25 protein-coding genes are annotated in these 23,242 nt (G+C 59.2%); 11 read left to right on the forward strand and 14 right to left on the reverse strand.

Features of this window, described 5'->3' with window-relative positions:
* Positions 1-30 precede the first annotated feature (30 nt).
* Positions 31-711: a YggS family pyridoxal phosphate-dependent enzyme gene (locus RMQ97_RS01025; protein ID WP_413658965.1), complete on the forward strand. Its 681-nt coding sequence runs from the start codon at positions 31-33 to the stop codon at positions 709-711.
* On the opposite strand, the gene RMQ97_RS01030 is transcribed toward RMQ97_RS01025, so the two are convergent.
* Positions 702-1,229 carry a L,D-transpeptidase family protein gene (locus tag RMQ97_RS01030; RefSeq protein WP_413658966.1) on the reverse strand — a complete coding sequence of 176 codons (528 nt, stop codon included), beginning with the start codon at positions 1,227-1,229 and terminating at the stop codon, positions 702-704. The two genes, RMQ97_RS01025 and RMQ97_RS01030, sit on opposite strands and share 10 nt — an antisense overlap.
* A 245-nt stretch (positions 1,230-1,474) precedes the next feature.
* Here RMQ97_RS01030 and RMQ97_RS01035 point away from each other — a divergent pair, with 245 nt between their 5' ends.
* Entirely contained in the window at positions 1,475-2,161 is a 687-nt protein-coding gene (locus tag RMQ97_RS01035) for a response regulator transcription factor (RefSeq protein WP_413658967.1), read from the forward strand.
* 30 nt (positions 2,162-2,191) lie between these two features.
* Here RMQ97_RS01035 and RMQ97_RS01040 read toward each other — a convergent pair whose 3' ends face one another.
* The 6 genes from RMQ97_RS01040 to RMQ97_RS01065 form a co-directional block, all read right to left on the reverse strand.
* Entirely contained in the window at positions 2,192-2,404 is a 213-nt protein-coding gene (locus RMQ97_RS01040; RefSeq protein WP_413658968.1) for a hypothetical protein, read from the reverse strand.
* A 79-nt stretch (positions 2,405-2,483) separates the two neighbouring features.
* Positions 2,484-3,296: an exodeoxyribonuclease III gene (xth, locus tag RMQ97_RS01045; protein ID WP_413658969.1), complete on the reverse strand. Its 813-nt coding sequence runs from the start codon at positions 3,294-3,296 to the stop codon at positions 2,484-2,486.
* Positions 3,297-3,316: 20 nt separating this feature from the next.
* A complete protein-coding gene (locus tag RMQ97_RS01050) occupies positions 3,317-3,973 on the reverse strand; it encodes a phosphoribosylanthranilate isomerase (RefSeq protein ID WP_413658970.1) in 657 nt (218 codons plus the stop codon).
* Between the two features lie 9 nt (positions 3,974-3,982).
* The gene (locus RMQ97_RS01055) at positions 3,983-4,594 is read right to left on the reverse strand and encodes a hypothetical protein (RefSeq protein ID WP_413658971.1); all 612 of its coding nucleotides are present in this window, start codon (positions 4,592-4,594) and stop codon (positions 3,983-3,985) included.
* A gap of 322 nt (positions 4,595-4,916) precedes the next feature.
* On the reverse strand, positions 4,917-5,651 hold the full coding sequence (locus RMQ97_RS01060) for a LolA family protein (RefSeq protein ID WP_413658972.1): 735 nt from the start codon (positions 5,649-5,651) through the stop codon (positions 4,917-4,919).
* Positions 5,652-5,723: 72 nt separating this feature from the next.
* Entirely contained in the window at positions 5,724-8,189 is a 2,466-nt protein-coding gene (locus RMQ97_RS01065; protein WP_413658973.1) for a DNA translocase FtsK, read from the reverse strand.
* 120 nt (positions 8,190-8,309) lie between these two features.
* Here RMQ97_RS01065 and RMQ97_RS01070 point away from each other — a divergent pair, with 120 nt between their 5' ends.
* The gene (locus RMQ97_RS01070) at positions 8,310-9,599 is read left to right on the forward strand and encodes a UbiH/UbiF/VisC/COQ6 family ubiquinone biosynthesis hydroxylase (RefSeq protein WP_413658974.1); all 1,290 of its coding nucleotides are present in this window, start codon (positions 8,310-8,312) and stop codon (positions 9,597-9,599) included.
* An 80-nt stretch (positions 9,600-9,679) separates the two neighbouring features.
* Here the strand turns inward: RMQ97_RS01070 and RMQ97_RS01075 are convergent, their stop codons facing one another.
* The 4 genes from RMQ97_RS01075 to RMQ97_RS01090 all read right to left on the reverse strand — a co-directional run bounded on the left by RMQ97_RS01075 (position 9,680) and on the right by RMQ97_RS01090 (position 12,678).
* Positions 9,680-10,954: a dicarboxylate/amino acid:cation symporter gene (locus RMQ97_RS01075; RefSeq protein WP_413658975.1), complete on the reverse strand. Its 1,275-nt coding sequence runs from the start codon at positions 10,952-10,954 to the stop codon at positions 9,680-9,682.
* 71 nt (positions 10,955-11,025) lie between these two features.
* Positions 11,026-11,352 carry a hypothetical protein gene (locus tag RMQ97_RS01080; RefSeq protein WP_413658976.1) on the reverse strand — a complete coding sequence of 109 codons (327 nt, stop codon included), beginning with the start codon at positions 11,350-11,352 and terminating at the stop codon, positions 11,026-11,028.
* 113 nt (positions 11,353-11,465) lie between these two features.
* A complete protein-coding gene (locus RMQ97_RS01085) occupies positions 11,466-11,999 on the reverse strand; it encodes a carboxymuconolactone decarboxylase family protein (protein ID WP_413658977.1) in 534 nt (177 codons plus the stop codon).
* A 133-nt stretch (positions 12,000-12,132) separates the two neighbouring features.
* Positions 12,133-12,678 (reverse strand): peroxiredoxin, encoded by a 546-nt coding sequence (locus tag RMQ97_RS01090; RefSeq protein ID WP_413658978.1) that lies wholly within the window; start codon positions 12,676-12,678, stop codon positions 12,133-12,135.
* 125 nt (positions 12,679-12,803) lie between these two features.
* On the opposite strand from RMQ97_RS01090, the gene RMQ97_RS01095 reads away from it, so the two are divergent.
* Positions 12,804-13,703, forward strand: a complete 900-nt coding sequence (locus RMQ97_RS01095; protein WP_413658979.1) for a hydrogen peroxide-inducible genes activator — start codon at positions 12,804-12,806, stop codon at positions 13,701-13,703.
* A gap of 6 nt (positions 13,704-13,709) precedes the next feature.
* On the opposite strand, the gene RMQ97_RS01100 is transcribed toward RMQ97_RS01095, so the two are convergent.
* Positions 13,710-14,177 carry a YtoQ family protein gene (locus RMQ97_RS01100; RefSeq protein ID WP_413658980.1) on the reverse strand — a complete coding sequence of 156 codons (468 nt, stop codon included), beginning with the start codon at positions 14,175-14,177 and terminating at the stop codon, positions 13,710-13,712.
* 1 nt (position 14,178) lies between these two features.
* Complete coding sequence (gene dapF / locus RMQ97_RS01105; protein ID WP_413658981.1) at positions 14,179-15,003, reverse strand: diaminopimelate epimerase; 825 nt, start codon at positions 15,001-15,003, stop codon at positions 14,179-14,181.
* Positions 15,004-15,090: 87 nt separating this feature from the next.
* On the opposite strand from dapF, the gene RMQ97_RS01110 reads away from it, so the two are divergent.
* Positions 15,091-17,292, forward strand: a complete 2,202-nt coding sequence (locus RMQ97_RS01110) for a prolyl oligopeptidase family serine peptidase (protein ID WP_413658982.1) — start codon at positions 15,091-15,093, stop codon at positions 17,290-17,292.
* A gap of 110 nt (positions 17,293-17,402) precedes the next feature.
* On the opposite strand, the gene RMQ97_RS01115 is transcribed toward RMQ97_RS01110, so the two are convergent.
* The gene (locus RMQ97_RS01115; protein WP_413658983.1) at positions 17,403-17,924 is read right to left on the reverse strand and encodes a hypothetical protein; all 522 of its coding nucleotides are present in this window, start codon (positions 17,922-17,924) and stop codon (positions 17,403-17,405) included.
* 163 nt (positions 17,925-18,087) lie between these two features.
* Here RMQ97_RS01115 and RMQ97_RS01120 point away from each other — a divergent pair, with 163 nt between their 5' ends.
* The 6 genes from RMQ97_RS01120 (at position 18,088) to RMQ97_RS01145 (ending at position 23,180) form a co-directional block, all read left to right on the forward strand.
* A complete protein-coding gene (locus tag RMQ97_RS01120; RefSeq protein WP_413658984.1) occupies positions 18,088-18,627 on the forward strand; it encodes a GbsR/MarR family transcriptional regulator in 540 nt (179 codons plus the stop codon).
* 7 nt (positions 18,628-18,634) lie between these two features.
* Entirely contained in the window at positions 18,635-19,096 is a 462-nt protein-coding gene (locus RMQ97_RS01125) for a hypothetical protein (protein ID WP_413658985.1), read from the forward strand.
* A 243-nt stretch (positions 19,097-19,339) separates the two neighbouring features.
* Positions 19,340-20,674 (forward strand): tRNA (N(6)-L-threonylcarbamoyladenosine(37)-C(2))-methylthiotransferase MtaB, encoded by a 1,335-nt coding sequence (gene mtaB / locus RMQ97_RS01130; protein WP_413659568.1) that lies wholly within the window; start codon positions 19,340-19,342, stop codon positions 20,672-20,674.
* On the forward strand, positions 20,671-21,615 hold the full coding sequence (gene ftsY, locus RMQ97_RS01135; protein WP_413658986.1) for a signal recognition particle-docking protein FtsY: 945 nt from the start codon (positions 20,671-20,673) through the stop codon (positions 21,613-21,615). Before mtaB ends, ftsY begins: the two co-directional genes overlap by 4 nt.
* A gap of 8 nt (positions 21,616-21,623) precedes the next feature.
* Positions 21,624-22,478, forward strand: a complete 855-nt coding sequence (locus tag RMQ97_RS01140) for an EamA family transporter (RefSeq protein ID WP_413658987.1) — start codon at positions 21,624-21,626, stop codon at positions 22,476-22,478.
* 15 nt (positions 22,479-22,493) lie between these two features.
* Complete coding sequence (locus RMQ97_RS01145) at positions 22,494-23,180, forward strand: inner membrane-spanning protein YciB (RefSeq protein WP_413658988.1); 687 nt, start codon at positions 22,494-22,496, stop codon at positions 23,178-23,180.
* The last annotated feature ends 62 nt before the right edge of the window (positions 23,181-23,242 follow it).

Below are 23,242 nucleotides of genomic sequence, written 5' to 3' on the forward strand. Positions count from 1 at the left end.
ATAGTCCGTGCGTCGTCATATGTGCGGGGCATGTCGGATCTTGTTTCCCAAATCACCGCGCGGCGGTCAGACATTCTCGCCCGCCTTGCCAAGGCCGCGCAAGACGCTGGTCGCAGCGCTTCGGAATGTCAGCTGGTGGCAGTCTCCAAGCGTCAGCCTGATGCGCGTATCGAGGCGATGCTGGAGGCAGGACAGCGTGTATTCGGTGAAAACCGTGTTCAGGAAGCCCAAGACCACTGGCTTGCCCGTCGTGAGCGTTATCCGGACCTGGAATTGCGTCTTATCGGCCCGTTGCAGAGTAATAAGGCGGCCGATGCCGTGGCCTTGTTTGATGTGATCGAGACGATTGATCGAGACAAGATCGCAGGCGCGATCGCCCGCGAGATCCGTCGCCAGGACCGACACCCGCAGCTCTATGTCCAGGTGAATACCGGTGAAGAGGCCCAGAAGGCTGGTGTGACACCCTTGGAACTGCCCGCCTTTCTCTCACGCCTTCGTGAAGTTCACGGTCTGAGCGTTCACGGTCTGATGTGCATTCCCCCGGTCGATGAGCCGGCGGGGCTTCATTTTGCCCTTCTGGCAAAGCTCGCTCGAGAGGTTGGCGTGACGTCTTTGTCCATGGGTATGAGCAGTGATTTCGAGATCGCCATCGGGCTTGGGGCAAGCTCGGTTCGGGTCGGATCGGCACTGTTTGGTGAACGTCAGTCCTGATCGCCGGATGTGAAGCCGACAAGGTCGCCCGGTTTCAGACGCGCCAACAGGGTGCGGACATCCTCAGGCGACAGGGCGATACAGCCTTGCGTGGGTTCATAATCGCCACGCTTGCAATGTAGGAAGATCGCCGAGCCGCGTGGCGCCACGGGTGGATCATCATTGTGTCCCAGAACGAGGATCATGTCGTAGAGTCCGTCCTCACGCCACAGAGTCTCCGCGGAGGCCTTGTAAGGCAGGCGAACCGGACGATTGTAAGCGCGGTCTGACGGGTCATCGCACCAGCCATCATCGCGACGTATCGCCCGGCAGGGCAGTTGTGTAATCGGGCGTTCAACTCGATCGTCGCGGTAATACACGCGCCGTACGGGATAGAAACCCAAGGGCGACGCTCCATCCCCTTCACACTTCTCGATCGCGCTGATTACGCCCGCCTTGCCAATTGCGGCACGGACCCGGCTTTCGCCCAGATGAAACACCCCGTCGGGGGTTGCGTAGAACAGGGAATTATCTGACATGCTGAGGACCGCGGGTTGGCGAGGGACACGGTTTACACCTGAAACAGGCGCCGCGTCCCCTTCGCCTCCCCCACCACGGAACACAGTCCGCTGACGCGAACTCGCTGTTTTGTGAGCAAATATCAGGCCACGAATCGACGCCAAAATAGGATGATTGGACGAATTCAACCGGAAAAAATAACCGGGTCGAATTTACCGCCCGGCAGGAATTGCCTTGTTGGACGAAATCAGCATGATCTAGGGACATGAGCGCACAAAAAACTATTCTGGTCATCGATGATGATGACGACCTCCGGGAAGCCCTCATCGAGCAGTTTGCCCTGCACGAGGAATTCCGGACCATCCAGGCTGATCGCGCAAGCGAAGGCCTGAACCGGGCCAAGGATGAACGGGCTGATCTGATTCTTCTGGATGTGGATTTGCCTGACATGGACGGCCGTGAAGCCTGTCGCCTGATGCGCAAGAACGGTGTCACAGCACCTATCATGATGCTCACAGGGCAAGATACGGATGCGGACCAGATCCTGGGCCTTGAATCTGGCGCCAATGACTATGTCACCAAACCGTTCAAGTTTTCGGTTCTTCTGGCCCGTGTCCGGGCGCATCTGCGCAGTCACGAACAGTCAGAAGATGCCGTCTTTCAGGTCGGACCGTATGAGTTTCGTCCGGCGATGAAATTGCTGGTCACAGGCGATGACAGGAAAGTCCGGTTGACCGAGAAAGAGACCAATATTCTCAAATATCTTTACCGGTCGGGGGGCAAGCCCGTGCCGCGTGATGAATTGTTGCACGAGGTCTGGGGCTACAATCCGGCTGTGACCACACACACTCTGGAAACCCATGTCTACCGCCTGCGCCAGAAGATCGAACCTGATCCCGCGCACGCGCGTCTCCTGGTCACGGAGAGTGGGGGTTATCGCCTCCAGACCTGATTGCCTGCATGATGCAGCGTAAAAATGCCGTCAGCTTTTACTGGCGGCATTTTTTGTGTCTGCATCGCGGTTGGCGAGCCAGGCACTGACCAGTGATACGGCAAAGGGAACAAGAAAGGTCAGACCCGTCTGAAGAGGTGCGGGACCTTGCGTCCAGAGGCGGTCCCACTGATTGATGAGTGTCAGCACCGGCCCGACGATCATCATCACCACAAGAGCCCGTCGGACAGATGCCATCGTCATCTCGATCTCCGTTCAATACGCGTATTGACTATCCGTCGGCGAATATCGACCGGCAAGGCGCTCAACGCGAACGTGATCCTTAATCGCCGAAATCCAGCACGACCGGGGCATGATCGCTGGGTTTCTCCCAACCGCGCACGTCTTCCCAGATCTGGAATCCGTCACGCCCGGTGGCCAGGGCGCGGTCCCGGGCGGCCGGCGCGGCCCAGATATGATCCAGTCGGCGGCCGCGATTGGCCTTGCGCCAGTCTCGGGCGCGATAGCTCCACCAGGAATAGAGTTTCTCGTCCATCGGCACGAGCTCCCGCGCGATGTCCGAGAATTCCCCGGCGAGGCGAATACGCTCCAGGGCATCGGTCTCGACCGGCGTGTGCGAAACCACTTTCAGAAGTTGTTTGTGCGACCAGACATCATGTTCATAAGGCGCGATATTGAAATCGCCGACCAGAACGAGCGGAGCATTCTCCGTCTTGCGCGACGCAAAATAGGCTTCAATCCGCGCCAGAAACTCCATCTTGTGCGCAAAACGCGGATTGGTCTCCGGATCGGGCTCATCCCCTCCGGCAGGGATGTAGAAATTATGGAGTTCCAACCCCTCTACACCCACGCGCTGATGACGGGCTTCGCCCTTGGGGCATAGATCGGCATCGGGCAGGTCTTCGAGTTCATACTTTGACGCAATGGCCACGCCATGCATGCCTTTCATGCCGCGTACATGAAAGTGGGAAAAACCCATCTCCCGAAACGTCCCTTCAGGGAATTCATGGTTCTGGCACTTGATTTCCTGCAGGCACAGGACATCGGGATCGGCCTGTTTCACCCACTCCGCGACCATGGGCGCACGCAGGCGTACGGAATTGATGTTCCAGCTGGCAAGACGTAGAGCGGCCATGGGGATCTCCTGAGAACAAGTCAGGCTGCGTGAACCGCAGCGATGAATGCGTTGAGTTTGACGGGGTCGAGCCTGTCATAGGTACGTATTCCCGAACACAGGTCGAGGCCAAAGGGGCGAACAGCACGAATGGCGTCTGCGGCATTGTCGGGGGTCAGACCGCCGGCGAGGAAGACCGGAATAACTAGATCAGCAACAATTTTGGCGCTGATTTCCCAATCATGCGTGCGTCCAGTGCCGCCGAGTTCGGGAATGGCAGCGCTGGGGCGCCCGCTGTCCAGCAAGAGCGCATCGGCGGTGTGCGCGTAGGCCCGAGCCAGAGACAGTGTTTCTTTTCCCCCGACATGGAGCACTTGGACGAGGCGAACAAAGGGCCTGTGTGCACGGATCTGTGTAAGCACGTCGGGTTCGACAGGGCTGACGACTTGAAGCGTATCCGTGCCAGCTTGATCAACTGCGGCGATGAGGCCGTCCGCTGTTGTGTCGCTGGACAGGAGAAAGCGGGAGACCGACGGAACAATCTGGCGGGACAGCGATGCGATGGTATCTAGATCCAGCGTGCCGGGTCCGGAGGGCATGGGGCCGACCAGGCCTAGGGCATCAGCACCCGCTTTTACAGCGAGACGCGCTTCCTCGATCGATGAAATACAACAGATCTTGATGCGAGTGCGCGCCATGTCCGGGGCCTAGAGGATGTTGAAGCTCGAGCCGATGAGCCCGATGGGCCAACGACCCCGGGCAAACAGACGCCAGCGGGCCACAAACGGATGAGGATCGTCGTCATCCTCAGCTTCCGCCAGAACGACCAGGGCGGCGCCATTGGCCGCCTGAACAAGTGCCCCGGCTCCGGCCTGGATCAGGGCTTCATCTTCCAAATCCGCGATATGAGCGGCGTCTTCCATGGCTTCACGGGCATTGTCAGCGGTGGCTTGCGCCACATAGGTCAGCGCCGTCTGGACCGCGCTTTCATCAAGGCGTTCCAGAGCCCGTCCAACGAGTCCGGAGCGCAACATTTCTTCCGCTTCCCAGGCCTGGGAATTCATCTCAGGGTTTTCTGCTGCGTACCCGGCCTCTTCCCAGCTCTCTACAAGAGCAGGATCGGCATCGGGGAACCCCAGACCGTCGAGATAGAGACGGGCGAGATGTTTCTCACGCTCATCCAGGTGTTCGCCAAGCCGCGAAAACCAGGAATGCGCATTCAGGCCGTCAGCAAACGCGCGCACGCGATAGAGCAGAGGAATTTCTTCCAGCAGACGCGGGATATCGGCGTCAACGCGATCATCATCTTCAAAATCCATGTCCGATATCTAGACCCCGTCGCGCGTGAGCGAAAGGGATGGACTGGCAAAAGCGGTGGGCAAAGGGAGGAGAAAAGCAATGCGCCCGACCTCGAGGGGGGGAGGCCGGGCGCTTAGCCTTGCGCCGGTGTCAGCGCATGCGCCGGGAGGGGATAGTCCGGCGCGACTGTGGGACGGATCCGCAAGCGGGGGGACGACGCCGATCCATGTCGCCCTCAGTCAGCGTCACTATAACGCCACACGTTCCAAAAGAAGACAAATAAAAAATGAGAAAGGAATTGCCTGTGGCGAATATGTCGCAGTGGTTTGTTAAGAAGTCGCGCTAGCGGCGTCCGCGACGGGAATCGGAACCATCATCATCCAGGACAAACAGGCGACGGTCGAGGCGCAGACCCGTATTGACCTCGCTGAGGCTCAAACGTGTTGTCTGACCCAGGCTGTCGGTCGCCCACCACTCTTGCAAGGCATGGGACATGCTATCAAAGCGGAACAGTATTTCTCCGTCCATTTCGCCGTCGGGATCGCGAACACCCAGATAGATCGACCCGGCTTCCTCGAAAACTTCCGTCACCTCGGCATCTTCAGACAGGTCTATATCGCGCTTGAGAATCCACCACAGCGGCGTGGACCGCAAGGGCGCCCGGTCTGTGGTTTCCAGAGCCTGATCCTGGAGGGCAACGGTTGAACCATCTGCAACGATCAGAAACGGGCTCGGATCATCATAGTCGAAGCGCAAGCGGCCCGGGCGCTGGATGGACAGGAGACCACTGGCATAACTGCCATCGGGCGAGACCTGGTGAAAGCGGGCCTGCAGTGTGTCGATAGAATTCATCCAGGCATTGATCTCGACCAGAGCCTGGTCCGCATCAAACAGCACGGGTGACGGGCTTGTCATTGTCTCAGACGGAGTCTGATCCGTTTGTACCTGCCCTGTTTGTGACTGGGCGGGCAGAGCCTGGGACGGGGATGCCACGTCCTGGGCAGATGGAAGAGGTTCGGCCTCTTGCGCGGCAAGAAGGCTGAAGGACATCAGGGCGGTGGTCAGTAGCGTGTTCATGGGCGCAAGCTGGACTGTGATTGCGGCTTGAGCAAGACCGTATCATTCATCCGCGGTTAGATTTCTGAATTGTCATGCAGCGTCATGTTCGGGCAGGAAGATTTCCCGTCGTCCCGCATGATCCGCCGGACCAATCATGCCTTCCTGTTCCATTTGTTCAATCAGGGTTGCCGCACGATTGTAACCGATCTGAAGACGACGCTGGATATAGCTGGTCGAAGCTTTTCGGTCGCGGGCAACAATGGCCACGGCTTGATCGAACAGGCTTGCTTCGACATCGATATCCTCGCCGCTATCACCGCCCTCCAGCTCGTCATCACTTTCCGTGACGGCTTCTAGATAATCGGGAACACCCTGGCTTTTGAGGAAGTTGGCGACCTCTTCAACCTCCCGGTCGGACACAAAGGGGCCGTGAAGACGTCGAAGTCGACCGCCGGATGCCATGTAGAGAAGATCACCCATACCCAGCAATTGCTCGGCGCCCTGCTCGCCCAGAATGGTCCGGCTGTCGATTTTCGAGGTCACGGAATAGGAAATCCGGGTCGGGAAATTCGCCTTGATGGTGCCCGTAATCACATCGACGGAGGGGCGTTGTGTGGCGGTGATCAAGTGGATGCCGGCCGCCCGGGCCATCTGGGCAAGACGCTGAACGGCACCCTCGATATCCTTGCCGGCGACCATCATCAAATCGGCCATTTCATCGATGATAATGACCAGATAGGGCATTTTTTCTGCCGGAATGCTCTCGGTTTCATAGATGGGTTCGCCGGTTTCCCGGTCATACCCGGTCTGCACGGTCCGGCTGAGGTCTTCATCACGCGCCTTGGCTTCAGCGACGCGTTCATTGAAGCCAGCCACATTGCGCACACCCACCTTGGACATGCGCAGATAGCGGCTTTCCATCTCCCGAACGGCCCATTTGAGCGCGACGACAGCTTTCTTGGGATCGGTGACGACGGGGGCTAGGAGATGGGGAATGCCATCATAAACCGAAAGTTCGAGCATTTTCGGGTCGATCATGATCATGCGGCACTCTTCCGGAGGCAGGCGGTAGAGTAGCGAGAGGATCATGGCATTAATGCCCACCGATTTACCTGAGCCGGTCGTACCGGCGATCAAAAGGTGGGGCATGCGTGCCAGGTCAGCGACAAAGGGTTCACCGCCAATGGTTTCACCCAGCGCCATGGGTAGGTCAGCCTTTGTCTCCTCAAATGCTTTCGCGTTGAGCAGGGCCCGCAGGAAGACTGTTTCCCGGCTGGGATTGGGTAGTTCAATACCAATGGCATTGCGTCCCGGCACCACGGCAACACGAGCGGCCATTGTGCTCATGGAGCGGGCGATATCGTCGGCCAGATTGATTACACGAGAGGATTTCACGCCAGGCGCCGGTTCGAATTCATACAGCGTGACCACCGGACCCGGCCGGACCTGGACAATCTCGCCCTTCACGCCGAAATCAGAGAGCACGCCCTGAAGCAATTCGGCATTCTGGCGCAGCGCTGTTTCGTCGATGGCTCCGGTACGAACGGCAGGTTTGGACAGGAGATCCAGCCGAGGCAGTTTGAAACCTTCTGTTTTTACGAAGGGCAAGGCACCTTGGGCTTCACGAATATCGCGGTCGCTCTGACGCGCCTGTTTGCTCGCTGCGACCTTGATATGCTTGCCGGGGTCCGCGTCTTCGGTGTCAACGTGTTCAGTAGACGGACGAACAGGCTCTGGATCTGTGTCGGTGGACCGATTGACGGCAACGGCGGGTAGAACCGTATCTTCGGCAGCTGCGCGCAGGGCCTGACGCAAGACCGGTTCAGAGTGATTGCGTTCCACGGTGTCGTCCGTGGGGGAGAGCCCCATCAGACGCATCAGGTCCATGCCCCGACCGGCCAGTGAATCGATCCAAACACGCACGGTGGCCCAGAAAAGCTGGGCGGCGTCCATGGCAGCCGTGATGTCGGCCGGCCTCAGTCCAAAGGTGAAAAAGACTCCGGCGATCGCCAGGACGAGGCCGAGCAGTGCGCCGATAGATGTCGCGGCTGGTAGGTCCAGTGCGCGGATCGGGGCACTGAGAGTCTGCAGCATCATATCTCCCGACACACCCCCCAGTCCAACGGCATAAGGCCAGGCCTGGGGCAGCGGCAAGGCGCTGACTGCGGCAGCAAATCCCAGCGTGCCCACCAGAGCAAACATCCAGCGAAGGGCGGTGACCAGCCGACCGCGCGGCCGAGGCGATTGGGCCAGCAGCAATCCACCCCACAAGCTGAGCGCCAGGGCCGGACCACCGGATGCCCAGCCCAGGGTTTGCAACAAGGTGTCCGAGATCCCTGCACCAACGGGTCCCATCCAATTGCGGACTGGCTGATCGCTGGCCACATTCCAGCTTGGGTCCAGGATGTTGTGACTCAGCAAGGCGGCAAACAGATACAGACCTGCCAGCAACATGACGGATCCGACCAGCCAGGCGCGCAGACGGGTCACCAAACCCGGACCGGACGCGGCCGTGTCATCCTCGAACTCGGTATCGGAAACAGCTGATCTCGACATGGGGCCGGATTTTACCGGCAGAGTCTTCCAAGAGGGTAAACGCGGCTTAACCCTTTCGATCTGCGACTGCGGCAGCATGGCCGCTTTTTTTTCGCGTGGATCTGCCTATTCTTCGCAGTCATGATGACACACACCGATCAGACCGAAACCGCCTTTGATGGCGATGTGGTGATTGCGGGCGGCGGACTGGCTGGAATGACGCTCGCATTGGCCCTGCGCCAGGCCGGGCTCAGTGTCGCCCTGGTCGACCGTCAGCCCTATGAGACACAGCTCGCTCCTGACTTTGATGGTCGGGCCTCGGCGCTGGCCTACACATCCTGGCGATTGTTCGAGGCATTGGGTGTTGCTGAGCGTCTGAAACCCCACACGGCGCGGATCGAACACATCTTGGTCTGTGATGGCCGACCCTATGGAGGCACGCGGCCGGGTGGACCGGGGCCAGACACGCTGCACTTCGACAGGCGAGAGATCTCAGACGGTGAGACCGGTGAACCCTTGGGCTGGATGGCCGAAAATCGTCACACCCGTATCGCCCTGCTCGATACCTTGCGGGAAGAGGGTGGAACCGAGTTTTTCGCACCGGTCGCGGTGGAGCGGTTCGATGCCCGATCGGATGGGGTGGATGTCTTTCTCGCGGACCAGCGCGTGCTGAAGGGCAAGCTTCTTGTTGCGTGTGATGGACGGTTCTCGCGGATACGTCAGCAGGAGAAAATCCGCACATCGGGCTGGATGTATAATCAGAAGGGTATTGTCACCACGGTGCGTCATGCCGAACCGCATAACGGTGTGGCGTATGAGTATTTCATGCCGGGTGGACCCTTTGCCATCCTGCCACTGCCTGACAATCGTTCCTCGCTGGTCTGGACCGAGGCGTCGGAGACGGCGGATGCGATCGTGGGTTTGGAGGCTGAGGGGTTCCAGGAGGAGCTGGAGAAGCGGTTTGGTGACTTCCTCGGAGAGGTGCGGCCAGAGGGGCCGCGGTTTACCTATCCGCTGGGGCTGACCTATTCGGAACGCTTTTTTGGGGACCGGATTGCCTATGTCGGCGATGCGGCTCGCGGCATTCACCCCCTGGCCGGGCAGGGTTTCAATCTGGGTATTCGTGATACAGCCGCACTCGCCGAAGTGCTGTCAGATGCACGTCGGTGTGGTCTGGATCTGGGCGCTCCGGCGACCTTGTCGCGCTATCAGGCTTGGCGACGGTTCGACAGCGCCACGCTCGCCATGGGTACGGATATTTTCAACCGCCTTTTCTCCAACGATATTGAACCCTTGCGCCGGGTGAGAGGACTGGGCCTGTCCCTGGTCAACAAGATCGGGCCGGCCCGTCGATTTTTCATGCGGCAAGCCGGGGGCGAGACGGGTGATCCGCCCCGTCTGCTCAGGGGTCAGCGACTGGACGCAGCTTGAACCGACACAATGTTGAAAAAAGCCCGGCCATCGGCCGGGCTTTTCCTTGTTTCAAATGGTAGGGACCGCCCTGGGAAGGGTCAGACCTTTGCCGGTTCGCGGAAACACTCCTCGTCCAGCTCGCCTTCCCATTTTGCCACGGCTGTTGCGACAGCGGCATCACCCGTCACGTTCACAGCTGTGCGCGCCATGTCCATGATCCGGTCTACAGGAAGAATAAAGCCGACGATGATCGCGGTATGCTCGGGCGTGACGCCGAAAGTTTCCAGCACAATTGCCAGCAGGAAGAGGGAGGCCGAGGGGATGCCGGCCGCACCGATGGACACCACAGCGGCGGTGAAGGCAATCAGCACATAATTTGCCAGGGTCAGGTCATACCCGAAGGCCTGGGCTGTAAAGAGCGCCAGGATGCCCAGATACAGCGCCGTACCATCCATATTGATGGTGGCACCCAGCGGCAGGATAGAACCGGCCACGGATTTCTTGACCCCCAGATTGTCCGATGCCGCAGCAATGGTTACCGGCAGGGTCGCCGACGATGAGGCTGTGGAATAGGCCACGGCAATCGGGTCGGTCAGGCCGCGCAGGAAGCGGAAGAAGGGAAGGCCCAGGACCACGCGCACCAGGAAACCATAGGTGATCAGGAGGTGAGCCAGCAGACCCAGATATACAGCCACAATCAGTGTGAGGATGGATTGCAGCGCTTCCAAGCCCTGGCTGGCGGCGGTGTAGGAGACAAGGGCAAAAATGCCAAACGGTGCCACTTCCATCACATAGTGGGTCATCTTCAGAACGACGTCTGAAGCGGAGTTGAAAAGGGTTCCCAGCGGTTTTCCCTCTTCCCGCGTGGCCAGGATGGACACACCCAGCAGAACGGAGAAGAAGATAATGGCCAGAACATTCCCATCTGCCAGTGCCGCAACCGGATTGGTCGGGATGATGGCCAGAAGCCGTTCGGTCAGCGAAGGCGCTTCAGTCGCAACCGGAACAGCGTCAACGCCTGCCAGATCGGCGCCGCGACCGGGCTGGAAAATCGTTCCGAAGACCAGGCCGATAATGTTGGCAAAGATAGTCGTGGTGAAATAAAGCAACAGCGCCTTGACCCCGAGTGAGCCCAGCTTGGCCGGATTACCCATCGCGATCACGCCGGAGACCAGGGTGGTGAAGATCAGCGGGACAATGAGCATGCGGATCAGGCGAATGAACAGATCGCCAATCCAGCGGACACGCTGGTCAAGAAACTGAGTTGCAGCGTCCTGACCCATGATCTGGCTCAGACCCAGTCCGAACACCACACCGAGCACCAGCGCGATCAGGACGCGCTGCCACAATTTCATGCCAAACCACCAACCCATGATCACTCCCCGAAATCACGGCGTCCGACGTGGACGCTTTGGCCAGCACACTAGTCACTGACCGGTCAGGGTCAATCTTTGCGGCTGGGTTTGAGCTCGGTCAGGTGATCAAGAAGTCGATAACGCGCGGTGAGGCCTCGTACTGCACCAGCTAGACCCAGACCCGCGCCAAGCCAGAGCAGTCCGGCCATGAGCGGGGTCAGGGCATACAGGGCCAGCAGTGCGAGGATCACGCCCAGGGCCGCTGGCCATAACAAGCGCCAGAGCGGCAGGTCATCGAAATGGCGCGCACTCTCGATCGTGGACCCGGAAAACCAGGTCCGACCGCCCCGCATGGCGTGCTGATCGGGGTCAGCACGCTGTGGTAGCGGGTGAATATCGCGTTCGATGATCGACATTCCGTCATTATACGGAATAAAACGAAATGAAACAACAATCGCAACTGAACGCGAATTTACGCACTTATTCAGATCTTTAACTCATGTATCTGAGTTCAGTAACACAAAATTCATCAACCCGCTTCGGCAGTTTCTGCGCGAATGACGGCGGCAACAGCGTTAACAGTCGCTGCAATCCGGACAGCGGCTTGAATCTGTTGGCTGGTCAGGCCGGCTTTGCGTAATTCCGCCTCGTGGCTGTCGATACACATGCCGCAGCCATTGATCGCGGATACCGCGAGGGACCACAGTTCGAAATCCGCCTTGTCCACACCCGGATTGGCAATGATGTTCATGCGCAGACGAGCCGGCATGGTCGAGTATTCATTGTTCGAGGCCAGGTGTACAAACCGGTAGTAGACATTATTCATGCCCATGATGGCGGACGCGGCCTTTGCGCCGGTCCGGGCGGTGTCATCCAGCTGGTCGCCAATTTCGCCGATAATGGCTTTCAGCGTCGCGGGTTCACCGATCGCGTGGGCCGAGGCGAGAAATGTGCCCCATTTTTGTTGATCCGTGAGGGCTGTTTCGCGGGCCATGGAGGACAGGTTCAGTTTCAGGTCCTTGGCATAGTCCGGCAGGGCGTTTTTGAGAGTGTCCAGGCTCATGGCGGTTCCTTTCTTGGAATTCGGGCACAAAGAAACCCCCGGGTTGACAGAACAACGCTCTGCCCGCCCCGGAGGTCTCGGGGGGTGCATCAAAGACCCCGCTCCGGCCCATTTTCAGGGCCTTGGAGGCATTTTAGAGGGTGTCGCCACCCACCGGACGGTTGCACGGGCACAGCTCGTCCGTTTGCAGGCCGTCAAGAACACGCAGCGTGTCTTCCGGCGCGCGGCCCACATTGAGATTGTTCACGTAGACGTGCTGAACGACACCATGCGGATCGACAACATAGGTTGCGCGCAGCGGCACGCCTTCGTCAGAGCGGATGCCCAGCGCGTCGATCAGGGAGCCGGTCGTGTCGGCAAACTGCCACATGCCCAGCTTGTTCAGGTCCGGATGCTCACGGCGCCAGGCCAGTTTGCAGAATTCATTGTCTGCAGAACCACCGAGGACGACAGCGTCACGGTCGGAAAACTCGTCGTTCAGATTGGCGAACGCAACGATTTCGGTCGGGCACACGAAGGTGAAATCCTTCGGATAGAAGAAGATGACCTTCCACTTGCCTTCAAAGCTGTCCTGATTGATCGTCTCAAACGCGGACTCGCCATTCTCTTCGTGAGCATTGAAGCCCGGCTTCACACCGGTGATTTCGAATTCAGGCAGTTTCTCGCCGACACCCAGCATCACATTCTCCTGTGTTTGGCCCCGGACCGTCCGGGGTTGCTGTTGGTTCGCGGCGGATATGCGCCTGTTTTGTGCATCAATCCAATGGATTGTTTTTGGGGTACCCATAAATTATATCGATAATCATGTCCCAGCTCCCCACACTGCGCCAATTGCAATTTCTTATCGCCTTGTCTGACAAAGGGAGTTTCTCCCGCGCGGCCGAGGCTTGCTTTGTGACCCAGCCGACGCTTTCGGCAGGGATCAAGGAGCTGGAAGCCATTCTTGGCACGGTTCTGGTTGAACGCGGCGCGCGCGGGGCCAGCCTCACACCGGCCGGAGAAGCCGCACTGGAGCGTGCCAAACGCGTCCTCACCGAGGCAGAAGATCTCGTCACAGCGACCCAGGCGGCGGGTCAACCTCTCAGCGGGCCCTTCAGGCTGGGTGTCATCCCGACCATCGCGCCTTTCCTCCTGCCCCAGGTCCTGCCCACCCTGCGCCGGACTTTCCCGGATCTGGAACTGTTTCTGCGTGAAGATCTGACAGGCCGCCTGACTGAAGCCTTACGGGACAGGCGTCTCGATGCGGCATTGATCGCCCTGCCCTATGAGTCGACGATCATCTCCTCGCGTGCCATTGCCTCGGATGAATTCCTGTTTGCCTGTGCACCGGACCATCCGCTGGCCAAGCGGGTGCCGCTGACGGCCGAGGATCTGTCGTCGGAGGCGCTATTGCTGCTGGAGGACGGACATTGCCTGCGTGACCATGTCCTGTCGGCCTGTTCGGCGGGGGCTGCCCGTTCGGATTTTGCCGCAACCTCTCTGCACACGCTGGTGCAAATGGTGAAATCCGGGCTGGGCGCAACACTCCTGCCCGCCATGGCCGTCAAGGCCGGCCTGGTTGATCGTCTGGGCCTGACGGTGAAACCCTTCGATCCTCCGATTGTGGGTCGGGAGATTGGTATCGCCTGGCGCAAGGGGTCGGCCCGGGCGGATGAGGCCGCCCAGCTCGGTGAAGCGATCCGGACATTGCTGGATGCGGACTAGTCGTCGTTAGCGGCGCTGAAGACGGCCGGTGGTGACGTATTCAATGATTTTTGCGACTTGCAACGGATCCTGGGCGGTGGCCAGGGCAGCGCCATCCACCTCTTTCAGGGCATGGGTGAGCGCGGGGTCGTGCAGGGTGATGTAAGGGGTGTTGAGAGCCGCAGCATAGCCTGCATCAAAGGCGGCATTCCACTGTTTGTACTTCTCCCCGAAACGCACGACGACCAGATCCGCACTTTCCATCAGGGTACGAGTCCGAATGGCGTTCATGCGGGCGCCTTTCTGGTCCCGCCAGAACGGATTGTCTTCCTCGCCCAAAATCACAGCGCCGCAATCATCGCTGTCTTCATGCACGGTGACCGGGCCGATGAAATTCACGGGCAGATCTTTCGCTTCACAGGCGGAGATGATCTGTTCGCGCCAGTCCGTATGGATCTCGCCAGACAGGTAGATGGTCCATTCGATCTCAGTCATGTCAGGTCTCCCAGTTCAGCTCGACGCTTTCTTCGCGTTCAACTTCGCCCGTCAGATGGATATGATTGCTGGTGGTATTCCAGTCGACGCTCAGCCATCCGCCATCGGCTTCGATCCGGACGGTTCGTTCGGTCAGTCCCCGACGGTGGGCGGCCACGAGGGCGGCACAGGCCCCCGTACCACAGGCCAGGGTCACACCGGTACCGCGTTCGAACACCCGTAGCCGCATCTCACCCGGCGATCGAATGTGTGCGAAACCGACATTAACCCGTTCGGGAAACAGCGGATGTGTCTCGATGAGTGCGCCTAGACCTTCAATCGGCAAGGCGTCCATGTCGTCGATAAAAAACACGACATGAGGATTGCCCATATTCACCGCACCGGGATCACAGACCCGATAACCTTGGTGTTCGACAGAAAAATCAAGTTTTTGAGTCTCCATGGCCCGGGCGAGGGGGATGGAGGGCCAGTCAAGACGCGGTTCGCCCATATCGACGGTGATGTTCATGGGCCCCGCTTCCCGGGTGAGCAATCGGCCCCCATCCGCGTGCAGAGAGGCATTCTGGGTTTGATCTGATTGCATGACATGCCAGCCGGCAGCGCGTGTGCCATTCCCACAGGCGCCCACCTCGCCGCCATCCCGGTTCCAGAAACGCAGACGGGCATCGCTATTGGTGTCCGGACCGAGCCAGATCAGCTGGTCGAACCCATGCTGTTGCGCCCAGCTACGGACCAGGTTTTCGTCGGGTTCACGGGGGGTTGCGACTGCTCTTTGGTCGAGCAGAAGAAAGGCATTTCCCGTTCCATTCATTTTCCACGCACGCATCGTGCTGCGATACCGCTCTGCGGGGTTTACGTCCAGCCTCCGTCCGGGGTTAATAGCGCCAACCTGCAATTTCGAGGGGAGATCGATATGGGACTGCGCCACACTATCTGGCCGGCTCTGGCTGCCATCAGCCTAGCTGCCTGTAACCCGCCGGCGGATACCGGCACTGATGAAGGACAAGATGTGAGCGATACTGACATGCCCGTCAATGAACGCGCCATTGTCGAGATCGATCCGGCCAATGATCCGCGGGTCTGGCTGGAAGACGTCGAAGGCGATGAGGCCCTGGCCTGGGTCGAGAGCGAGAACGAGCGGACATTTGATCGCCTGCAAGGTGATGATCGTTATCAGGGCCTGTTCGACCAGGCGCTGGAAATCTACCAGTCCGAAGACCGCATTGCCTATGGCGCATATTATGCCGGCTATGTCTGGAATTTCTGGCGTGACGCCGAGAACACGCATGGACTGTGGCGTCGGACGACGCTGGACAGCTATCTGTCGGATGAGACCGAATGGGATGTGATCCTCGATGTGGATGCGCTCTCCGAAGCCGAGGACACCAACTGGGTCTGGCGCGGCTCGTCCTGTCTTGCCCCGGATTATGATCGCTGCATCATCACGCTGTCCGATGGCGGTTCGGACGCCGCGGTGCGCCGCGAATTTTCCATCGCAGATCGCGCCTTTGTCGAGGGTGGTTTTGTCACGCCCGAAGCCAAGGGCGGCGTGACCTGGGTGGATGAGGACCATGTTCTTGTGGGTCTGGCGACGTCTGACGCTGACAGCACGGCATCGGGCTATCCGTCCGTCTCTTATCTCTGGACCCGGGGTACGGACCTGTCCGAAGCCACGGAAGTGGTACGGGGCAATCAGTCAGATGTGGGCCTGTTTGCCTTCCGTGCGGAAGACAGTGATGGCACGGCCTATCTGATGGCGTCTCAGGCCACCACGTTCTACGATACCAATTGGTGGTATTTGCCGATCGATTCCGATCCGGTTCAGCTAGGTCTGCCGACGAAATCCTCCGTCCAGACCTTGTACCAGGGTGAGCTGGTGTTCACGCTGGAAGAGGATTGGACCCATCTGGGAACGGATTATCCTTCCGGTGCTCTCCTCTCTTTCACCTTCGCGGACTTTGTTGAGACCGGCGAAATTCCGGCTGTGAAGACGGTTTTTGTGCCGCGTGAGCGTCAATCCCTGGGATCTGTCTCTGCCACCCGGTCTGCACTTCTCGTGTCGATCGATGAAAACGTGGTGGGGGGTCTGGAAGCCTTTACCTTCGCCGATGGTTCCTGGTCGTCCCAATCCATGCCGGTGCCGGACAATATGACGATCAGCGTCAGCTCTGCCGATAATCAGGAAGACCTCGTCTTCTTCAATGCCGAAGGTTTCCTGACGCCGGACACGCTCTACTCGCTGGATCTGACGTCTTTTGAGGTTGAGCCGACCCAGTCCATCCCGGCCCGGTTTGATGCCGAAGGCCTGGTGGTTGAGCAGCTCGAAGTCGCGTCTACCGATGGCACGATGATCCCCTATTTCGTTGTTCGCGCTGAAGATACGGTCATGGACGGGTCCACCCCGACCCTGCTGTACGCGTATGGCGGTTTCCAGGTTTCGATCCGTCCGTCCTATTCCGGATCGCGGGGTCGACTGTGGCTGGAAAACGGTGGCGCCTATGTCGTGGCCAATATCCGCGGTGGCGGCGAGTTTGGTCCGTCCTGGCACCAGGCTGGCCTGAAAATGGATCGTCAGCGCATCTACGATGATCTGATCGCAGTTGCTGAAGATCTGGCAGACCGGGGTCTGACCTCTCCGGAGCATCTGGGTGTGTATGGGGGCTCAAACGGCGGTCTTCTGACGGGTGTGATGTATACCCAGCGTCCGGACCTGTGGAATGCCGTTGTCTCGGCTGTGCCGTTGCTTGACATGCTGCGTTATCACACGCTGCTGGCCGGCAATTCCTGGATGGGTGAGTATGGTAATCCGGAAGACCCGGATGAAGGCGCATTCCTGCGTTCAATCTCGCCCTACCACAATGTGGATGCGAACGGTGAGTATCCGGAGATCTACATCTACACCTCGACCAAGGACGACCGTGTCCATCCTGGTCATGCGCGGAAAATGGCGCATCTCCTGTCCGATCTCGGTCATGACTACCTGTATTATGAGAATACGCAGGGCGGTCACTCCGCTGCGGCTGACCTCAGCGAAACCGCTCGCCGTGATGCCATGCTCTACGTGTTCCTCATGCAGCGCCTGATGGATGAGGCTTCATCCACGGACGCCGAATAAGGCTCCGCACAGAAATACGGGACCGGCTTTTGTGCCGACCCCAAGTTCAAAAAAGCGAAGCCCCGGTCACCATCTGGCCGGGGCTTTGATTTTGGTGCGGCTTGCAACGATCAATCGTCGAAGGCGGCTTCGACAGGCCAGTTATCCGTTTCGGTACGCCAGAGGATGGAGGCGATCTTCCATTCGCCTTCAACCTTAAACAGCGTGATGAAATTGACGCCGATCAGGAACGTCTCGCCCGTTGCGCTGTTGGTGCCCTCATAGGCCGAACGGGCGGTGGCAATCTCGCCCCAGACCGAGATGTCGGTGCGTGTGGGCACTTCTACGAACCCGTTTTCGACCAGCCAGGGGCCGCTGCGTTCGATATAATCGTCCAGCGTGATCACCCGGCCACGCCCCTGCCCGTCCGGTCCGGGACCAACCGCACCCATGGCGGCACCGTCCATATACATGGATCGCATCCGTTCGAAGTCTCGTTCTTCGCCGACGGGCCCGGAGATCACGTCATAGACTGCATGGATGGCCGCTTCGACGGCTGCGGTATCGTCCACCGGCTCATCGGCTAGCGTGCTCGTTGACAATGACACAGCTATGCCGAGCGCAGTCAGGCTCGTTCTCACAGACTTGAACATGTATTCCCCCAGTTTGACAGATCGGATGAAGAGCGAGTGTGACCGGCTATGGGTCACAAAGACAAGTGACGTCTCCGACAGGTCGGGAGTGCCTTTGAACCTGCGACAATATTGCGCTTGGGGGCAGACCGCATTTGCGCTATTTCTCTCATCACAGAAATAAATGAAAGATACCGCCATGCACCTCTCCGCACCCATGCAACGATTTGTTCTTCACTGGGGTGAGATGGGCGCGCGCTGGGGTGTTAACCGGTCCATTGCCCAGATCCATGCCCTGCTCTATCTGGCCGATACTCCGATGCATGCCGAAGATATTACCGACACGCTGAAGATCGCCCGATCCAATGTCTCCAACTCTCTCAAGGAATTACAGGTCCTGGGTCTGGTACAGCGCGAGCATGTGATGGGAGATCGCCGCGATCATTTCACAGCCAGCCATGAACCTTGGGACATGTTGATGGCGATCGCTGAGGCGCGCAAACAACGCGAAATCGACCCAACCATAGCACTTCTCAAGGAGTGCGCGGCCATGGCAGCAGAAGATCCGGACACGCCGCAAAGCGCTGTTGAGCGCCTCCAGCGCATGGAGAGTTTTGTGTCCAATCTCACAGACTGGTACGGCCAGATCCGGAAACTGCCCCAGGGCACTCTGATCAAACTCATGAATTTGGGCACGCGTATCGCGAAATTTGTTGGAGGTTGATCCGGTCATGGATGCTGTATTCCTTGCCCTTCTCACCGCGCTGGGGGCGCTGCAGGTCCTGCGTACGACCATTGGTATTCGCGCTCGTGCAGGGGGGCGTTTGAGCCGGGTCGTGCACACGCTGGTGCTCGTGGGTCTCTATCTCCTGCTGGCCCAGAGTGACCTCCTCGCCCGGTCGCCCCAGCTGATACTGGGGCTGATGGGTCTTTATGCACTCTTGCTGATGGTCGATATCGGGCTGAGCCGGACCGAGGGGCCCGGCTGGGCGGGCCTCGTTCACCTGATCATGCTGGTTCTTCTGGGCGCAACGCTGATGGCCTTCCTGCCCTTGATGAATCGCCCCGACCTGACCGAGTTTCCGCCCGCCCAGGCGCCCGTCATGTTGTTTGCGGCGGGAGCGGTGCTGGCATCAGGGCTGAGCCGGGGGCTGCCCCGATCTGAAGCGGGTGCGGACCGGGCCGCTGCGTGAAACCGGTCTTGTTTAGTCCCGGTCAGCGGTGGACAGGTCGGTGAAACTAGATCATGTCGGCAAAAGCGAATGGGGACCGAAAACTAGTCCGAAAGGCGAATTTACCCTCTTTTACTGACTCTGCCGGGCCCCGGTGAACGGTTAACCCTCTTTTAACGCCAGAAAAGAGTCTGTTTTCGAGGACTCACCACACAGGGCCTCGACTTGACGATTGCCACGGCCTCCACCACTTATCGACACTTCATGGACACGCCCGAAGACAATCCTGCGGCCTCTGGTGCCGATCGCCCGCCCCAACGGGATGAAAAGCCCGATGAGGCCCTGAAAATCATGACATTCGGCTGCCGGCTCAATGCCTGGGAGAGCGAGGTCATGCACAATCATGCGCGCGATGCCGGGCTGACGGATGCCATTCTGGTCAATACCTGTGCGGTGACCAATGAGGCCGTGCGCCAGGCGCGCCAGTCCATCCGCAAAGCGCGCCGCGATAATCCCGATGCCAAGATCATTGTTACAGGATGTGCGGCCCAAGTTGATCCCGACATGTTTGCCCAGATGCCCGAAGTAGATCGGGTGATCGGTAATGACGAGAAGATGAAGGCGGAGACCTTCCAGCCCGCCACCTTGCTGGGCGGCACCGAGAAGGTGCGGGTCAATGACATCATGAGTGTCACCGAAACCGCCGGCCATCTCGTGGAAGGGTTGGGGGGCCGTGCCCGGGCCTATGTCCAGGTTCAGAACGGCTGTGATCACCGCTGCACATTCTGCATTATCCCCTATGGCCGGGGTAATTCACGTTCCGTGGCAGCGGGTGAGGTGGTGGAAGCGATCAAGACCCTGGTTGGAACCGGTCATAGCGAGGTTGTTCTGACCGGTGTTGATCTCACCTCATGGGGGTCCGATCTGCCCGGTCAGCCGCAATTGGGGCGCCTGGTCCAAGCCATTTTGAAGGAAGTTCCGGACCTGCCGCGTCTGCGCCTGTCGTCAATCGATGCGGTTGAGATCGATGAAGCTCTGTTTGATGCGGTATTGGGCGAAGTGCGCGTGGCGCCCTATCTCCACCTCTCGCTTCAGGCGGGTGATAATATGATCCTCAAGCGCATGAAGCGGCGGCACTCTCGTGAAGAGGCCATCGCCTTGTGTGCACGTTTGAAGGCCGCCCGCCCCGAGATTGCGTTTGGCGCGGATCTTATCGCTGGATTTCCAACCGAGACCGAGGAGATGTTCGCCAATTCGCTGGCCCTCATCGAAGCGTGTGCACTGGCTTATGTGCATGTCTTCCCCTTTTCGCCCCGGCCAGGGACACCGGCGGCGCGCATGCCCCAGCTCGACCGCGCTTTGATCAAGGCGCGCGCAGCCCGTTTGCGATCGGCATCCGCCGATGCCTTGGCGCGTCATCTTGATGGCATGATCGGTCGGGTAGAGGCTGCCTTGGTGGAAAAACCCGGCTTTGCCCGCGCGGCGAATTTCGCCCCCATCCGTTTTGATTCCGCTGCACCGCCGCGGGCCGGGGCTCTTGTCAATCTGGATGTCTCCGGTCATGACGGGCAGGAATTGCAAGGACAGCTTGTTTCATGAGCGAGAAAAAACCCGGCTTCTTCTCACGTCTGGCCGCGGGCCTGAAACGATCCTCGTCGAAGATTGGCGAAAGTGTCAGCGCCATATTCACCAAGCGCAAGCTGGATCAAGAGGCGCTCGATGAGCTGGAAGACCTTTTGATCGCTGCCGATCTGGGGGCGTCCGCAGCCATGAAGGTGACGGCAAAGCTCGCCCAGGACCGATTTGACAAGGAAGTCACCGATGAGGAGGTGCGCGAAGCTCTGGCGGATACGGTCGCGGAGATTCTCCAACCGCTTGAAAGTCCGCTGAGCCTGGACGCCGTGGATGATGGTGCTCGGGTTATTGTGTTTGTGGGGGTCAATGGATCCGGCAAGACAACGACCTTGGGCAAGATTGCGGTCAAGCTGGGGCGCGAGGGCCGCACCCCCCTTCTGGTCGCGGGAGACACGTTCCGCGCGGCCGCGATCGAACAGGTCTCGGTCTGGGCCGAGCGCGCAAATGCCCCCGTGGTCAAGCGAGAGATCGGATCGGATGCGGCGGGCCTGGCCTTTGACGCTCTCGAGCAGGCGGAAACAGACGCGCGTGATGTTGTGCTGATCGATACCGCCGGTCGATTGCAGAACAAGGCCGAGCTGATGGATGAATTGCGCAAGGTGATGCGGGTGATTGGCAAGAAACGCCCCGACGCTCCGCATGATGTCCTTCTGGTGCTGGATGGAACTGTGGGGTCCAACGCCGTGTCCCAGGCTGAGGCCTTCCTTGAGGCGGCTCAGGTCACGGGCCTGGTGATGACCAAGCTGGACGGTACGGCCAAGGGCGGGGCGCTGGTCCAGGTCGCAGAAAAATTCCAGTTACCGATCCATTATATTGGCGTCGGGGAGGGTGAATCGGATCTCCAGCCCTTCTCTGCGCGAGGGTTCGCGCGTGCGCTCGCGGGCCTAGAGGACACGCCCTACTGATTACCGGAATGGACCCGGTCACGGTGGCGAGCCTCGCGATGCTGGGCTCGGCACTCTGCCATGCCTTCATGGGTCTTTACACCAAGGCCTCGGAGGACACGCTCGTCTTTCGAGCCGTCATGATGCTTGTCGGCGGGATTGCGCTTTTGCCGGTCTTGCTGACCCATGACATCCCCGGGTGGGAGGTCTGGCGATTCTTGCTCGTCGCAGCCGGTCTCCACTGGGCCTTTCAGATGGCCATGATTTCCGCGTTTAACCAGGCAGATATGGGACTTGTCTATCCGGTGATGCGCGGAGCGGCACCGGCTATGGCGGCGGGGTTTGCGCTTTTGTTCCTTGGGGAGGTTCTGTCCTGGGGCCAGACCGCGGGTCTGGCGATCGCCGTCGCTGCTGTGATCGGGTTCGGCTGGTCGGCAAAGGGGGGCTTGCCCGCTGCCAAGCCTCTTGGTTTTGCCCTTTTGGCGGCCAGTATGACGGCTCTGTATTCGGTCAATGATGCGGCGGGCGCACGGGCCGCAGAAAACCCACTTGTCTATCTGGCCTGGCTCTACTGGATGATTGCTCTGCCGGTGGGTCTCACCGCATTGGTGCGCCGAGGGCGCCGCTTGCCGACTTTGGCGCGAGCTGCCCTTCGACCCGCCATCATCGCTGCTCTGTTTGGCATGGGCACCTATAGTCTGGCGATCTATGCATTTTCTCTCGCGCCCGTGGGGCCAATGGCGGCACTTCGGGAAACATCTGTCGTGTTTGGTGCGGGTTTGGCGGCCTGGGTCCTGAAAGAGCCTTTTGGTCGAAGACGCATCCTGCTAGCAATCTGTCTTGCCGCGGGCCTCGTATTCATGCAGGTCAGTCCCGGTGTGTAACGAGGAATTCCCATCATGAGCGAAGCCCAGCCGACCGAGCGCAAAAACGCCCCCTCCAGCAATCTCTGGGTGGATGTGGGACCGATTGCGATTTGGATCCTCGTCTACAATGTAGGGCGACGTATCGCCAAGGATGATGCGATCTACTGGGCCACGGGGGCCTTTATGGTTGCGGCGGTCATTGCGCTGTTCATCGCTGTTCGCGAACAGAAACGCATCCCGCCCATGCTGGCCTTTTCGGCGGCCGTGGTCGTGGGGTTTGGGTCGATCGGCATTATTCTGCAGGATCCGATCTTCATCTACATCAAGCCCACCGTGATCAATTTCTTCTATTCGGTCATTATTCTTCTGGGATTGGCGTTTCGCTTCAATGTCTGGAAATTCGCGTTTGGGTCGATGTTCACTCTGCCGGACGAGATCTGGACTACGCTTGCCATTCGCTGGGCGCTTTGGTTCCAGTTCCTGGCCTTTCTCAATGAGCTTCTGTGGCGCCATATCACCGATACGGTGGTGCCCGAATCCGCCCGCTGGTTTGCCGAATTCAGCATCACGGAAGACATCTGGTCGAATTCGAAACTGGTGCTGATCTTTGCGGCCATGGCTTTCATGGTTGCGAATTTCCCCTTGGTCCGCCCCTATATGGACCTAGACAAGGACGACGATGATGAGGCCAAAACGGACAAGGTTGTGGACAAGGAATAATTCCGTGTCCTGACATTTGTCACAGTCTCGTTATAGTCAGCCCGTAAGACTCTGTAGTCCTC

It is taken from the genome of Maricaulis sp. D1M11 (genome assembly GCF_047308265.1).
In the GTDB taxonomy this organism is placed as follows: domain Bacteria; phylum Pseudomonadota; class Alphaproteobacteria; order Caulobacterales; family Maricaulaceae; genus Maricaulis.